The 15480-nt window shown below is 37.3% G+C and carries 14 protein-coding genes and 1 tRNA gene; 8 read left to right on the top strand and 7 right to left on the bottom strand.

Annotated elements, in window-relative coordinates; genetic code table 11:
* Positions 1 to 174: 174 nt before the first annotated feature.
* Positions 175 to 1041, bottom strand: coding sequence for a lipoyl synthase (gene lipA / locus AC4IFE_RS10010; RefSeq protein ID WP_490756754.1), 867 nt, complete (start codon positions 1039 to 1041; stop codon positions 175 to 177).
* A 109-nt stretch (positions 1042 to 1150) separates the two neighbouring features.
* Between lipA and AC4IFE_RS10005 the strand changes: the two genes are divergently transcribed.
* Positions 1151 to 1783 (top strand): hypothetical protein, encoded by a 633-nt coding sequence (locus tag AC4IFE_RS10005; RefSeq protein ID WP_490756753.1) that lies wholly within the window; start codon positions 1151 to 1153, stop codon positions 1781 to 1783.
* Between the two features lie 87 nt (positions 1784 to 1870).
* Here the strand turns inward: AC4IFE_RS10005 and AC4IFE_RS10000 are convergent, their stop codons facing one another.
* On the bottom strand, positions 1871 to 2431 hold the full coding sequence (locus AC4IFE_RS10000; RefSeq protein WP_490756752.1) for an RNA polymerase sigma factor: 561 nt from the start codon (positions 2429 to 2431) through the stop codon (positions 1871 to 1873).
* A gap of 145 nt (positions 2432 to 2576) precedes the next feature.
* Here AC4IFE_RS10000 and tyrS point away from each other — a divergent pair, with 145 nt between their 5' ends.
* Positions 2577 to 3872, top strand: a complete 1296-nt coding sequence (gene tyrS, locus AC4IFE_RS09995) for a tyrosine--tRNA ligase (protein WP_490756750.1) — start codon at positions 2577 to 2579, stop codon at positions 3870 to 3872.
* A 77-nt stretch (positions 3873 to 3949) separates the two neighbouring features.
* Here tyrS and AC4IFE_RS09990 read toward each other — a convergent pair whose 3' ends face one another.
* Positions 3950 to 4366, bottom strand: coding sequence for a hypothetical protein (locus AC4IFE_RS09990; protein WP_490756749.1), 417 nt, complete (start codon positions 4364 to 4366; stop codon positions 3950 to 3952).
* Between the two features lie 199 nt (positions 4367 to 4565).
* On the opposite strand from AC4IFE_RS09990, the gene AC4IFE_RS09985 reads away from it, so the two are divergent.
* Positions 4566 to 6536 (top strand): sensor histidine kinase, encoded by a 1971-nt coding sequence (locus AC4IFE_RS09985; protein ID WP_490756748.1) that lies wholly within the window; start codon positions 4566 to 4568, stop codon positions 6534 to 6536.
* On the top strand, positions 6526 to 7170 hold the full coding sequence (locus AC4IFE_RS09980) for a response regulator transcription factor (protein WP_490756746.1): 645 nt from the start codon (positions 6526 to 6528) through the stop codon (positions 7168 to 7170). Before AC4IFE_RS09985 ends, AC4IFE_RS09980 begins: the two co-directional genes overlap by 11 nt.
* Positions 7171 to 7214: 44 nt before the next feature.
* Here AC4IFE_RS09980 and AC4IFE_RS09975 read toward each other — a convergent pair whose 3' ends face one another.
* On the bottom strand, positions 7215 to 7559 hold the full coding sequence (locus AC4IFE_RS09975) for a hypothetical protein (protein WP_490756744.1): 345 nt from the start codon (positions 7557 to 7559) through the stop codon (positions 7215 to 7217).
* Between the two features lie 303 nt (positions 7560 to 7862).
* On the opposite strand from AC4IFE_RS09975, the gene AC4IFE_RS09970 reads away from it, so the two are divergent.
* From AC4IFE_RS09970 to AC4IFE_RS09960, 3 genes are all read left to right on the top strand, one after another.
* Positions 7863 to 8501: an alpha/beta hydrolase gene (locus AC4IFE_RS09970; protein ID WP_490756743.1), complete on the top strand. Its 639-nt coding sequence runs from the start codon at positions 7863 to 7865 to the stop codon at positions 8499 to 8501.
* A gap of 120 nt (positions 8502 to 8621) precedes the next feature.
* A complete protein-coding gene (locus AC4IFE_RS09965; RefSeq protein ID WP_490756741.1) occupies positions 8622 to 9944 on the top strand; it encodes a PDZ domain-containing protein in 1323 nt (440 codons plus the stop codon).
* Between the two features lie 3 nt (positions 9945 to 9947).
* A complete protein-coding gene (locus AC4IFE_RS09960; protein ID WP_490756739.1) occupies positions 9948 to 10475 on the top strand; it encodes a hypothetical protein in 528 nt (175 codons plus the stop codon).
* On the opposite strand, the gene AC4IFE_RS09955 is transcribed toward AC4IFE_RS09960, so the two are convergent.
* Together AC4IFE_RS09955 and AC4IFE_RS09950 are read right to left on the bottom strand one after the other, a co-directional pair.
* On the bottom strand, positions 10468 to 11502 hold the full coding sequence (locus tag AC4IFE_RS09955; protein ID WP_490756737.1) for a L,D-transpeptidase: 1035 nt from the start codon (positions 11500 to 11502) through the stop codon (positions 10468 to 10470). The genes AC4IFE_RS09960 and AC4IFE_RS09955 overlap by 8 nt on opposite strands.
* A gap of 388 nt (positions 11503 to 11890) precedes the next feature.
* On the bottom strand, positions 11891 to 14311 hold the full coding sequence (locus AC4IFE_RS09950; RefSeq protein WP_490756736.1) for a TonB-dependent receptor plug domain-containing protein: 2421 nt from the start codon (positions 14309 to 14311) through the stop codon (positions 11891 to 11893).
* A 296-nt stretch (positions 14312 to 14607) separates the two neighbouring features.
* On the opposite strand from AC4IFE_RS09950, the gene AC4IFE_RS09945 reads away from it, so the two are divergent.
* Positions 14608 to 15288 (top strand): aspartate/glutamate racemase family protein, encoded by a 681-nt coding sequence (locus AC4IFE_RS09945; RefSeq protein ID WP_490756734.1) that lies wholly within the window; start codon positions 14608 to 14610, stop codon positions 15286 to 15288.
* Between the two features lie 118 nt (positions 15289 to 15406).
* Here AC4IFE_RS09945 and AC4IFE_RS09940 read toward each other — a convergent pair.
* A tRNA-Asp gene (locus AC4IFE_RS09940) sits at positions 15407 to 15480 on the bottom strand.

The following is a 15480-nucleotide window of genomic DNA, read 5'->3' as shown; positions in this document are numbered from 1 at the left end:
AAAATTCTTTGAATTTTTGCCACCCCCCACAGGAGGGGAATTTTGATCCGACAGATTTTGTCAGAACGAAAATTATCTTATTTAACTTAAGAGCTGTTCTTATCACCCAGCTTGTTACTTAAAATAGCTTAAGTGCCCAAAATAAAAACCGCTTCAAGTGAAGCGGTTATGTTTTTAATGAATATGTTTTTCAGCATGGTAAGAGCTTCTTACCAACGGTGAGCTTTCTACGTGTCTGAAGCCTAAGCTTCTTGCAAAATCGCCCAATTCATCAAACTCTTCCGGTGTAATGAATTTTTTTACCGGCAGATGTTTTTTTGTTGGCTGAAGATACTGACCAAGTGTAATTACATCTACGTTGGCATTTCTGATATCCTCAATGGTCTGGAAAACCTCATCTTTAGTTTCTCCCAAACCAAGCATTACCCCTGTTTTGGTTCTTCTCTGGCCAGCTTCTTTTAAGTATCTCAAAACTTCCAAGCTTCTTTCGTATTTAGCCTGGATTCTAACTTCTCTTGTCAGGCGTTTTACGGTTTCCATATTGTGGGAGATCACTTCCGGAGCGACTTCTACCAGCCTGTCAATATGTTTGGTAAGCCCCTGAAAGTCCGGAATAAGAGTTTCCATAGTTGTTCCCGGAGAAATTCTTCTTACGGCATTCACCGTCTCAGCCCAAAGGATGGAACCCATGTCTTTCAAATCGTCACGGTCTACAGATGTAAGAACAGCATGCTTGATCTTCATTAATTTGATAGAACGTGCCACTTTTTCGGGCTCATCCCAATTAACATCAAGCGGTTTTCCTGTTTTTACCCCACAGAATCCGCAGCTTCTGGTACAGATATTTCCTAAGATCATGAACGTTGCCGTTCCTTCACCCCAGCATTCTCCCATATTCGGACAGCTTCCGCTCTGGCATATGGTATTTAATTTATATTTGTCGACCAAAGTCCTAAGCTCCCTGTAATTCTTTCCGGTAGGAAGTTTTACGCGGATCCACTTTGGTTTTTGAACAGTAGTATCTTGAACTAAATTCTCCATTTATTTCTCAAATTGAGCTTCAAAGTTAGTGATTTTTTTATCGAAACAATCAAAGACCAACATTGATGAAACATATAATTTAGTAATTTTAAACCACCAAAATTAAATTATGAAGAAGATCTTTTTTACCCTATCTGTTATTATCAGTATATTTTGCTTTGCCCAGAAAGAGTTTCAACCGGCAGGTTCGGAGATCATTGACACTGTGGAAGGCGATTTGGATGGTGATAAAATTCCTGAAAGAGTGGTTATTTATACTACCGCTGATGAAGGTGAATTAGGTAAAATCCGTGAGATCCAGATTCAGAAAAGAAGTGGCGGAACATGGATGATCCTGAGCAAATCAAGAAATGCCATTCTTGAAAGTGCCGGTGGAGGAATGATGGGCGATCCCTACCAGGAAACAACTATAGAAAAAGGAATCCTGAATATTACCCAGGCAGGCGGAAGCAGCTGGAAATGGGGCTATACTGACAAATACCGGTTTCAGAACGGTCGTTTTGAACTGATAGGCCATTCTTCGACGTATGGCAGGCCCGGAGATTATTGGACAGAGGTGGATTTTAATCTTTCTACCGGACAGCTCAATTATAACAAAGAAGTTGAAAATACTGCTGAGTATGGCAAATCCAAGCAGGAAACCTATATTAAAAAAGGATTGAAAATAGACCTGCAGAACAGGAATCAGAAAGAGCCAAGGAAAATTATTCTTCCTAAAACAAAAGAGGAAGTCTATCTGTGAAAATTTTGAACTATTAAAGTTTAAATAAGCCTTTAAGATCATTAAGATGAACTTTGAAGACTTCGGTTATTCTGATAGTCGGAATGACTAATTATCATTAAATTCATTATTTTTCAGCAGCTCAGCAAGGACTTTTTTGGCGCGCATCACCCTTACTTTGGTATTGGCAACAGAAATTCCGAGCTCTTCTGCTATTTCCTTGATGCTTTTTTCTTCAAAAAAACGCAGCTTAATGATGTCCTGGTAATTGGCATCCAGCGATTCGATGGTCTTGATGATCTTTTTCTGCTCTTCATTGGAAATCATCAGCTCTTCCGGAGATTTTGCAAACTGATTTTTAACCTCATCAAGGTTTTCGGTGGGATCCTGATTTTCGCGGCTCCTTTTCCTCCAGAAATCAATGACCGTATTTTGGGCAATCGTTAATACCCAGGTTTTAAACTGAAAATGCGGGTCGTACATATCCAGTTTCGACAGCACTTTGGAAAAAACATTCACCGTAATCTCATCTGCATCATTTTCATCTTTTACTTTCTTCATCACAAAAGAGAAAACATCCACCCAAAAAATATTGATGAGTTTGGTCTGGGCCTTCTGGTCCTTTTCTTTAGCCTTTTGAATAAGCAGAAATAGCTGTTCTTCGTTCATTATTAACAAATATAATTTTTTTAAGTGAAAGAACAAAGGTGCATAGAGGCCTTTTTATCCTTTGATTTTTTTACCTGCTGACATCTATTCTCTATACTCCTGAATTTACTATCTTTGCATCGTAAAATTTTAAAGAAAATTATAGATGAATTCCTTTATAGAAGAACTGAAATGGCGTGGTCTTTTTGCCGATATGATGCCAGGAACCGATGAACAACTGAATAAAGAGGTAACTACTGCATATATTGGTTTCGACCCGACCGCTGATTCTTTGCATATCGGAAGTCTTATCCAGATCAAAATTTTAGCGCATTTCCAGCAGCACGGACACAAACCGATTGCTTTGGTAGGTGGTGCTACAGGTATGATCGGAGATCCGTCTGGAAAATCTGCAGAAAGAAACCTGCTGGATGAAGCCACTCTGCTTCATTATGTAGACTGTTTAAAGAACCAGCTTTCAAGATTTTTGGATTTTGACGGAAATGGTCCCAATAAAGCAGAATTAGTCAATAACTACGACTGGATGAAAAATATTTCCTTCCTTGATTTTGCTAAAAATGTAGGAAAGAACATCACCGTTAATTATATGATGGCGAAAGACTCTGTAAAGAAAAGATTTTCAGGAGATGGCGGAGCAGACGGGATGAGCTTTACGGAATTTACATACCAGCTTATTCAGGGATACGACTTCCTTCATCTTTACCAAAATAATAATGTGAAGCTTCAGATGGGAGGTTCTGACCAGTGGGGAAATATCACAACAGGTACTGAACTGATCCGCAGAAAGGCCCAGGGTGAAGCATTTGCATTAACAGTTCCTTTAATTACTAAAGCTGATGGGTCTAAATTCGGTAAGTCTGAAAGCGGAGAAAATTACTGGCTGGACAAAAAGAAAACATCCCCGTATAAATTCTACCAATTCTGGCTGAATGCTACGGATGAAGATGCTGAAAGATTCATCAAATTCTACACATTCATCGGAAAGGAAGAAATTGAAGCTTTAATTGAAGAGCACAAAACGGCTCCTCATGAAAGAAAACTTCAAAAGAGGCTGGCTGAGGAAGTAACGGTATGGGTACATGGCAGAGATGAGTATGAAAAAGCGGTTAAAGCTTCAGAAATTCTGTTCGGACGCTCTACAGCTGAAGATCTGGTAAGTCTGGATGAAGAAACTTTTCTTGAGGTTTTTGACGGTGTTCCGCAGAAAGAGCTTCCAAAGGCTGATGTTCTGGGAGTAAGTATAATTGATCTTCTTTCTGAAAAATCAGGATTCCTGAAATCTAAAAGTGAGGCTCAAAGAGAAATCAAAGGGAATGCAGTTTCTGTAAACAAAGACAAGGTAAACGATACTTATACCGCCAATGAAAGCGACCTTATTGACGGTAAATTCTTACTGCTTCAAAAAGGTAAAAAAAGCTATTTTATTGTAAAGGTTATTTAATTGACTACCCTATAAATAAAAAGACCGGCGCTGAGATTAATCTCAGCGCCGGTTTTATTCATGAAAGTTATTTAGTTTTAGAATACATAACTTGCAGAAGCCGATAAATACTGTCCGCTGGAAGCTCCTTCTTTTTTCAGTTCGCCGTCTACCCAGATCTGAACCTTCAACGTAGAAGAAGCATCTGCTCCGATTGCATTTACAGCCACATTGGCATTATAAGCTCCTGCTTCTGATGTTACCTCCGGACTTGCCCATGTTGTTCCACTAAGACTTGAGGCTGTGGTTGGATTGCCGTCAATTCCATAAACCGCTACATCAATATTACTTCCAGAAGAAGCTATAGCTTTAAAAACAACTTTATGGCTGCTTTTTGCCGGACCGTTGGCATCGTCATCATCGCTGCTACAAGATGTTGCAAACCCAATAAACATGGTTGTCAGCAATACTACAAACGCGCCTTTAAGCAGCTGGTTCATTTTCATTCTTTTCATAATCTTTTGTTTAAATTTTTAATTATTTATTTAATATTCTATGATAAGTGATTTGATACCTGCAAAGCTATTAGAGTTGCCAAACTTTATCAATCCTGAAAAATGTGTAATTTTTTCTACCTAGAATCAGGTATTTTATTTGCTAAAATTTTTAATTAAATTGAGCATTTTTAAAAAAATTATACAGATCCAGAATCCAATGAAGAGATTAATTATTCTATTAAGCCTGCTATTGTCTTTTATTTTACAGGCACAGGTTATTCCTCTTAATGAGAAATCTTATTTAGACAGCCTACAGAATATCACAAAGACAGCCGCCGCAGAAACTTCAAAAGCAACAGCATTTTTTCTTTTAGCAAATTATTACAGAAACAGCGATTCTCTTTTAAGCAAAACGTACCTGGCAAACGGGAAAACATTCATTAAAAATGATGCTTTTCTTGCAGCAAAATATGATTATTATGAAGGGCAATACAACCTTGACCGGGATAAGGAAAAGGCAGCCCGTTCTTATCAGCAGGCTATTAAGTCATTATCAAAATTAAAAACCAGGGAATCTGATTTCTACCAGTCTTTAGCCTGGTACAGCTATGGAGTCACACAAAAAGATAAGGAAGGCTACCCTTTTTTAGTAAAAACCATCGTTGAAAAATGCATTCCATTGATTAAAAAATATGGAGACAGCAGAAACTTGGGATTTGCATATACTCAGCTTGCGATCATCCTTACGTATAATGCCCAGTTTGAAAAGGCAGGGAACTACAATGATAAGGCTTTAGAAATTCTTGAAAAAAACTACTCAGGTTCCGCTGAACTGTTTTACACCTACCTGAATTCCGCCAGCAATTTCTGCTATCAGGCCAAAGGAAATGAAGCCAAAAAGTTCCTGGATAAAGCTGAAAAATTAATTACTCCTTATCCTGAATCTTCGGCCAACTCATTTTATTATTACGGTAAAACGCTTTACTTTATTACGAAACAGCAAAATGCAGAGGCACTACCCATTATTGAAAAAGGACTTTATTACACCAAAAAATTCAACCAGAATCTTCAGGCACAAATGTTTTATTTTAACAAATATGACATTTTAAAGAAGCTGAAAAGGTATGAAGAAGCCAAAAATGTTCTGGAAGATATTTTAGCTGAAAAATCCCTCGCCCTTGATCTTAATAACAGAAAAACCATCTACAAACAACTTTCTGCCCTGAATGAAGAAATGGGAAATGACAGAGAAGCTTTGGTATGGGAACAGAGATATTCTAAACTGAATGACAGCCTGAGCAGCGAAAATGTAAGGCTTGAGATCAATAAAATTGAAGCAAAATTCAATGCAGCTGAAAAAGAAAGAAAAATAGCGACCTTAAATGCTGAAAAGAATCAGAAAGATTTGGAAATGAATAAGAAAAACTCCTATTTGTGGGGACTGAGCCTTATCTTGTTACTGGCTTTAAGCCTTTTGATTTTCCTTTTTATCCTGTTCAGAAAAAATAAAAAAATCTCTGAACAAAAAATAAACGACATTAAACAAAAGGAAGAACTCTCTCTTACCAAAGCTATTCTTGATGGTGAAGAAAGGGAAAGAGAGCGTATTGCGAGAGACCTCCACGATGGTTTGGGCGGAATGCTTGCCGGAGTTAAAATTAATTTTTCCACATGGTCTTCTCATCATTTACATCCTGAAAAAGATAAAGAGTTTTACAACATTTTGGGACAATTAGACCAATCTGTAGGTGAACTTCGTCACATAGCAAGAAATTTAATGCCTGAATCCCTCCTTAATTTCGGTTTGGAAACAGCTTTAAATGATCTTTGTGAATTTTATTCGGGGAAAAATCTTGATATTGATTTTCAGGCCATTAATATTAAAAAAAATCTGCCTTTAAATATTCAGCTTAATATCTACAGAATCGCACAGGAGTTATTGGCGAACGCCCTAAAACATGCTGAGGCCAGCAGTATTCTGCTCCAGTGCTCACAGTCCGGCGAACGCTTTATGATTACCATTGAAGACAACGGAAAGGGGTTTGATAAAAAAATTGAACAGACGACGAAAAGTATGGGACTGCGAAACTTAAAAAACAGGGTGAATTATCTGAAAGGTAAAATGGAGATAAGTTCCGACAGCCAGGGTACAACCATTAATATTGAACTTAGCACGTATGGAGAATAAAAAAATAAATATTGTGATCGTAGACGACCACCCCATTGTTATAGAAGGGTTAAAAATGATGCTCAACAGCCAGCTTGGATTCACTGTTTCCGAAAGCTTTACTTCGGGATCGGAGATTATTGATTTTATTATAAACCATAAAGTGGATATTATCCTTTTGGATATTACCTTACCTGATGCCAACGGTACAGAGCTTTGCAGGGAAATTAAAAAAATATCACCGGATACTTCAGTAATCATGTTCAGTAACCGTTCTGAGAGAAGCATTATCATGCAGTCTATACAAAACGGTGCCAGCGGTTATATTCTTAAAAACACTTCTATAGATGAACTGGTATTATGCATTCAGGGAGCCTATTCCGGAAATATTGTTTTCTGTAATGAGACTAAGCAAATTATCAGCAAACCTTCTCAAAACGATTTACAGGTACCCAGACTGACGAAAAGGGAAAAACAGATCCTGCAGATGGTGGCAGAAGGGAAAACCAGCATGATCATTGCTGATGAGCTTTTTCTGAGCCCGCTTACTGTAGACACCCACCGAAAAAATTTACTACAGAAGTTCCAGGTAAAAAATTCTACAGAACTCATTAACCGGGCCATCCAACAAAATATGATTGAGAACAGTAAATAAAAAAACCGCTTCAATAGCGGTTTTTATATAATAAGTAAATATTTTTATAATTCTAAGAAGCTGTAATCAATAGAAGCTACCATAGGCCCTGCTCCTTTTTTCTTATCGGTTCTTACGATCTCGCCGTCTATCCAAAGATTAATTACCAATTCTGAATCTGCATCCGGAAGGTCGGCTTTGGCATCAAGGTTTAACTGCGCCTGGCTGGAATTCACAAAAAATTCACCACTCGTCCAAACAGTTCCTACAGGATCGAAAATATCAGTTTTAGATGTTCCTACCTGTGTTACGATAGCTCTGATAACTCCTCCGGTAGTTGTTTTCACCTCAAACTGAACAACATGATCTGCGAATTCTTCGTCGTCGTTGTCCTTTTTACAAGAATTCACTACAGTAATTACCGAAAATAATAAAACGAATAAAAAAGAAAGTCTAAGTAAACTTTTTGATTTGTAAAATTGCTTCATTTCTCCAAATAGATTTTTAATGTTTCAAATATAAGTTTTTTATTAATATAAAAATAACTTTTATGAAAAATTTCCAATAAAGTTTTCTAAATAATATCAAATCAATAAAAAAGAACAATTACAGTAGCCGCCTGCATTTCAGCCTGTACTTCCCGAAATTATTAAGGGTAAAAACCAGGCCTGTGTTTTGAATTTACAATATGATTTATTAATTATATTTGCTGTATGAATTTAGATTATATAGTAAGAGAACCTGAACATATCACCTCAAATACCACGGTCCTTTTCATGCTTCATGGCTATGGTAGCAATGAGCAGGATCTTTTCAGCTTCAGGGAAACTCTTCCCGCCGACTGGCTTATTGTAAGCTTTAGAGCACCCAGAGACACCCAGTTTGAGGGATACTCCTGGTTTGATATTGATTTTAACAATCCTGAAAACTTCATTGATGTTTCCCAGGCCAAGGAATCCTTAGATGCCATACTTGAAAACATCCTGAAAATTGTGAATCATTACGGACTTGTTGATGGTAAGGTACATCTGTGCGGCTTCAGCCAGGGTGGAATACTTTGTTATGCCTTAGCTTTAAAGCATCCCGATTTGTTCAATTATGTGGCGTGCCTAAGCAGCTATCCCGAGGAAAAGCTTCTGGACGGTATTGTAAAAGACAAAAAGAAGCTGGAAAGACTCCGTTTCTTTGTATCACACGGAACAGATGATGCCGTTATCCCAATGGAATGGGGAAGAAAAGCAGCAGACCTTCTTTATGACTTGAGCTGTTATTTCACATTCAGAGAGTATATGAGCGGACACGGTGTGAATCAGAAAAACTACATGGATCTGATGGATTTTTTCTCAAAATAACATCTGCCTATTTAAAATAATTTCAATCAATACTTCTGCTTCATTGCAGTTTATACAAACATTCCTGTTTTTGGAATGTTTTTTTATAGATAGTAAGGATAATTTCAGTAAATTCAGTAAATGAAAATTCTGCTTTTTTTACTGACCTTATTCTTCAGCATTTTTATAGGTGCGCAGAATACTTTTGAACTGGTTAACGTTAAAAAAGCTGTAATTCCTTTTAAACTTATCAATAACCTTATCTTCATTCCCATCAATGTTAATGGTGCAGAGCTTACCTTTATGGTTGATACCGGGGTTGCGGAAACCATTCTTTTCAGCCTGGATAATAAAGAGGTTAGGCTGCAGAATATCGAAAAGATCAAATTTTCAGGGCTTGGAGGAAATGTAAGTATAGACGGCCTTAAATCTGACCGTAATATAGCAAAGATAGGTGATAACATCATCAATTCTTCCATGCTTCTGTATATCGTCATCGATGAAGAATTCAATATTTCACCTCATATAGGAATTCCTGTTAACGGAGTAATCGGGTATCATTTTTTTAAGAATAATCCTATTTTGATAGATTATACGTCCAAAAAAATAACGGTCTATCAGGATACGGATGCATTCCAGAAGAAAGTCCGAAAGTTTGATGAATTTCCGATGAGTGTGGAAAAAGACAAACCCTACATTAATGCTGATGTAGAAATGACAAGGGAAAAGAAAAGCTCAAAACTGCTGATAGATCTCGGTAACAGTGATGCTATCTGGCTATTCCCTACCCTTATTAAAGATTTTGTGTACAACAGACCCAACATTGAAGATTACCTGGGCCGTGGCTTCAACGGAGATATTTATGGTAAAAGAAGCCGTATCCATAATTTCTACCTGGGAAATTTTAAATTTGAAAAACCGCTCACAGCAATGCCTGATGAGTATTCTATCCAGCATGTTAATCTGGTAAATGATAGAAAAGGATCTGTCGGGAGTGAAATAATGCGTAGATTTTCTGTCGCTTTCGATTATAAAGGTGAGAAATTATATCTGAGAAAAAACAGGAATTTTGATGAACCTTTTCATTTCAATATGAGCGGGCTGGATTTTAAGCAGGACGGATTGGAATGGCAGGAAGACCGGGTAAAAATAGAACCTAAAAAAATATCGGAAGCAAGCAGTGAGATTGCCGTGGTCAATAATTTTCAGTATAAATTTACATTGAAACCTATTTTTTCTGTTGCAGGAGTAAGAAAAGATTCTCCGGCATTTATAGCAGGACTGAAAAAAGATGACCGAGTCATCACCATCAACGGCAGCCGGACTTCCGATATGACTATGGAAAAGATTATGGAGCTTATGAAATCTGATGAAGGAAAAAATATCACAATGGTGATCCAGAGAAAGAATAAGGAAATGACATTTAGTTTTGTGTTAGAAGACCCTATACCCTATCAAGATTAAAATATGAAAACCGAAGAAAGCACAATAGATAAAATAAGAACCCGTCCGAGATTCAAGATGTTTACGCATCTTACCAAAGAAGAATATGCGGAAAACCTGAAAAAATATCTTGCCGACCACAAGGATGAATTTTCCGGAAATATCAATAAGGAGGTAGCCACGATCTGCGTGGAAACGGAATATGACAATTACTGGAAACCAAGGCTGTCTTTACGGATAGAAATTGAAGATGGCGAAACTGCCATACGGGGAGTATTCGGCCCCAGCTCTGCTGTGTGGACTTTCTTTATGTTCCTGTATTTTTTCTTTTCTATTCTGTGGATGACTTTCTTTACAATGTATTACGTGGAAAACCAGATAAAAAGCGCTGAGTTCCCGTGGGCCCTGAGCGCTTCATTTGTTATGTTGTTCTGTATTTTTCTTACCTATGCAGCTGCCAGATTCGGACAGCATAAGGGCAAAGAAGAAATGCTTAAGCTTAGAAGGTTTGCTGAAGAATCTACCTCACAGTTTGAAAAGAAGATCAGTTAGCCGGAACTTCTGCAGGTTTTTCCTCGGCTGGGACTGCCATGGCTTTAGCCGCTTTAATGGAATCGGATACTTTATCCCTGTTGTCCTGTTCCTTGATCATTTTATCAATATGAGGCTCCAACAGCTTAGTCATTTCTTCCACGGAAATATTATTCGCATTAGGATCATCCAAAAGCTTTCTCCATGGTTTTCTGCCTCCCCATTTGTAATCCCCGAATACCATCACAGGTGTTCCTTTTGCTTTGGTCGTGGCACCTCCGGGATTCAGAATCCAGGTATCTGCATAAGAATACAGCCACTGTGCATCTTTCATCAACAGACGTAAGCATGAATGTGATGCCGGGTAACCAGGAAGATCATACTGATGCCATCCAATACCTCCGACATTATGGATATTAAAATTATAAGGAAGCTTCCACTCGCTGCTTACCGTTGAAATTGAAAGCTTCTTTTTCCAGTTGGCAAAAGTAAGTCCGCGTGTTGTCTGGGCGGCTTTTTTTCCCATACTTGTTGGCCCCCACTTGACCAGGCTGCCGTTGGAGTAAACCCCGTAAGCCTGTATAGGATAGGAAAAGATCACGAATTTTTTCACCCCGCTCAGTATATCAAGCTGCATTGGAAAAGGTGAATATTCCATAAGTGTCGTGTCTATTTTTGCAGGAACTACCAATGTATCGGCATTCCATTTGTTTTTAGAATCAAGTCTGTTTAATGCCAGAATTGCGTAACGCTCTTTCTCATTATATTTTTTGCTGAATTCTGCGTAGATGGAATCTCTCAGCTTTTTATCTTTGGGAAGAACAAGGGCATTATAAAAACCGTTTTCCTGCATTGCCGGCGGTACAGATTCTTTTTTCACAACAGAATCCTTCTTGATGGAATCTTTTTCTACGGCAGAAGTTTCTGAAGAAGAAACCGTATCTTTAAAAGTATCGCTTATTTTTTCAATTTCTTTCTTACAAGAAACCAGCATTGCGGCGCAAAACAGGACATATAAAAATGATTTTTTTACAGATATGTTTTTCATAAATAAAACAGGTCATTTAGTTGGGTTACCCATTGCAAATATCAGACCTTAATTTGAATCCCAAAAGACATTATAAAAAATACCGTAAAAAAACGGTATTAAAGTATATTGGTTTAAAGCAGTTTATTAGTTTCAGCGTAACCCAGGGCCTCAGCGATATTATTTACTTCAATTTCTTTGAGTTTTTTTCCGGTGAAATTTTACGTACCGATCAGTTTCTCTCCCATTTCATTAATTGTCAGTTCACTGGCATAAAGGCCCCGGTATTTCAAATTCTCTCCGGAAGAGCTTTATTTTTTCATTTTTCTCCCATCTATTGATCTCAGGATTGAGACACTTCAGCTTTGTTAAACATGACAATGCAAATACGAACTCCTTTATTTATACATTAAAAAGCATAATTAACATTTAGCTGAAAAGTTGTTCCATTAAATCCAAACTGGTTAACCTCCCAAGGATATTTAAATCTTCCGCCAAGATCTGTTACTACATCTCCTTTGCTATCTATAACATCCGGATAAATATTAAATAAATTATTTACGACTCCGGAAACTTTAAGGTCTTTCGTGATTTTATATGTTAAAACTACATCTGTAACTACCTTACCGGAAAATGTCTGATCTTTAGCAGGATCAGTTGCGTGCTGCCATGCAACAGAACCAAAATAAGTATTATTAAGGTTAAAATTAAACTTTGAAATATCATACGAAAGACTAAGGATGGTTTTTGTTTTTGGTCTTGCAGAGGTAATTCTGGATTGTTCCTTTCTATCAAAAAAGTTTTCTGAATAGCCATTTTCAGCCAAAATAGACGGAACAACAATATTGTCTATTATTTTAGTTTCGTTATAATTGAACGCGGCTATAATTCCTAATCTTCCTTTCCCTAAACCAGAAGTATAATAATTAGCTACAAAATCTACCCCATTAGTAACTGTATTTACAGCATTGGTGAAAAACTTCAAAGAGGTTATATTGTTATTATCTAGTATTACTTCAACAGGATTTGTCATATCCGGAGTTCCGGGAGCTCCAGTTTTATAACCAATATCTCCTGAAAAAAGCACGCGGTCTTTAATTCTTATTCTATAATAATCTGCTGTAATGGTCAGGTTTTTAAAAGGTTTTACAGCCAATCCTCCGGTAATGTTAAAAGCTTTTTCAGCATTTAATTTGGGTACACCAAGATCGGATCTTACAATTTGAGAGTCATTATTAAAAGTACCTTGATTGGCTACAGCATTTCCTGTAATTTTGGTTTGAACATTCGAATAATAAATTTGGTGCAATGAAGGTGCACGAAATCCTGTAGAAACAGATCCACGGAAAACCAATTTATCATCCAGTAATTTATACCTTGCATTTCCTTTCCACGAAACATTATTCCCAAAATCACTGAAATTTTCATACCTCACAGTTCCTCCAAATAAGAAGTTTTTCGTAATATCCCATTCAGCATTCATATAAGCTCCAATATTTTGACGATTTTTATTGATTTCATTTTGAGGTTGTAATCCGGGAAATGATTCTGCCCCACTTCCTATATAAGATGCTTCTTCTCCTGCTATAGCCTGATAATTTTCATTGCGCGCTTCAATACCAGCTCCCAAAACAAGCGTCCCAAAATTTCGGCTAATATCTAAATTACCTATAATATTACTAAACTGATGTCCACCTGCTTTAAAACTGGTCGGTGAATTTCCGCCTAAAGATGTATTAATGGTATTCCCTACAACATAATGTACTTCATTAGAGCCAAAAGTTGCACTGCCATCAAAACTCCATTTTCCAAACATGCCTTTCCACCCGGAGGTTAAATTATAATCATAAACATCTGTTTTAAATTCCGGCTGAAACCCATTGTAAGGCTCTCCTTTTGGAGTCAATAAACCAAAATCTGAAGTTACCCAATAAGGTGTTCTGTACAAACCATAACTAGTCCCATTCCTGTAAGTTGTACCACCAAAAGCATAAAATTTACCATTTTCACCTGTTGGCAATTCAAAATTTACAAACATATTGGCAACTTTCGTCTTAGGTTGCCCTACAATCATTCCTAAACCAGGATTAGCTTGTGTCCAGGCATTATCTACACCAAAAAGATCATCTTTTGTAACAGACCCGGCACGATTAGTTTTATCTTGGGAAGAAAATCCTAATGTAAGATTCAGACTTCCGCTTTTTGCAACTCTGATTCCCGTATTAAAATCTGCTCCGATATTAAAGCCGTCTCCTTCTGAGGTAATGCCTGAAAAAAGATTGACCGTGCTTTTTCCAACGCTGTTCTTAAGAATAATATTAATAACTCCTGCAATAGCATCGGAGCCGTATTGTGCAGATGCTCCATCTCTCAATACCTCTACGTTTTGTAAGGCTGCTGACGGAATGCTTTTCAGATCTGTACCTACTTCACCTTTTCCTGGTGTATCATTTACATAAATTAAAGCACTTTGATTTTTTCTTTTACCATTAACCAAAACTAATGTTCTGGAAGGGCCTAATCCTCTTAGATCTGCCGGATCAAAGTGAGCCGTTGCATCAGAAACGGTCTGCTGTGATGAATTAAAAGATGGCACAGCATATGTCAAAGCTTTATCAAAAGTAATCTGCCCTGTGGATTTTAGCTGTACTGCCGAAATATTATCAATAGGACTTGCCGAGGTAATGATAGTTCTGGGCTTAGTTCTACCCGTAGTAACCACAACTTCATCTATATTGTTTTCTTTTACATTTTCCTGAGCATATCCCATAGTACCAATTCCGCTTAATACTAATACACAGACTTTTTTATTAAATAGTTTATCTTTCATCATTGTTAATTATTCAATAAATGTAGCAAAAATATCAGTATTAAACACAAAAAATCACTATAGAATAAAAATAATTTCCAAAATTATGCTAATAATACTACCTTATAAAAATATAAGACATTGATTACAAAGTAAAGGCAATCCCAAGAAGTTAACACTTTTAGGAGTAGTCTAAATAAAGGAAGGCTTAAAAGTTTCAGCTGATACAATCATTAAAGTGATCCATATTCCAAGATGCAAGGGAAACATAGGAAACTTTTATCTAGATTTGCCTTTAAGAGTAAATCATTAAATTCATGAAAAAAATAGGATTGGTAGGTGGAGTAAGCTGGGTTTCCACATTAGATTATTATAAATTCATCAATGAAGGGGTGAATGCAAGACTGGGTGGACTGAACGCTGCCGAATGCATGATCTATTCTTTAAATTTTGGAGACATTCAGGCCAAAAGCTGGGCCAATTCTTTTAATTTATTACTAAATGCGTGTACAAATCTTAAAAACTGTGGTGCAGATAGCATTGTCCTGTGCGCCAATACTGCTCACCTCTTTGCAGACGAGCTTCAGAACATCATAAAACTACCCATTATCCACATAGGTACGGAAACCGCAAAGGCTATACAGAAGGCCGGTTTTACAAGGGCTGGCTTAATCGGAACAAAGTTTACGATGGAAATGGATTTTTATAAAAATAAACTTGAAGAATACGGACTTGAAGTACTGATCCCTGAAAAGCAGGAAACAAGAGATTATATCCAGCAGACGGTAAAAGATGAACTGGGGGTGGGATTCATTAATCCGGAAACAAAAGCCAGCTATATTTCAATTGTAGAAGACCTTGTCAGCCATGGTGCAGAGTGTATTATCCTGGGGTGTACGGAAATTCCTCTGCTGATCAGTCAGGATGATTTTACCATCCCTGTTTTTGATACGACAAAAATACACTGTGAAGCTATTGTGGAGTATATTGTTTCTTAGGATTTTAAGGACAGGAAGATAGTATGCACTGTAAATAATAGCCGAGCGTCCGATTCCTTTTTAATGTAAATTCACATAAAAAAACCCTTTCAAATGATTGAAAGGGTTAAAGATCTTGCGATCCGGACGGGACTCGAACCCGCGACCTCCGCCGTGACAGGGCGGCATTCTAACCAGCTGAACTACCGGATC

Source organism: Chryseobacterium sp. UF-81, assembly GCF_058245105.1.
The sequence above is the reverse complement of the archived record's forward strand: the minus strand, read 5'-3'. Positions and strand labels throughout refer to the sequence as shown.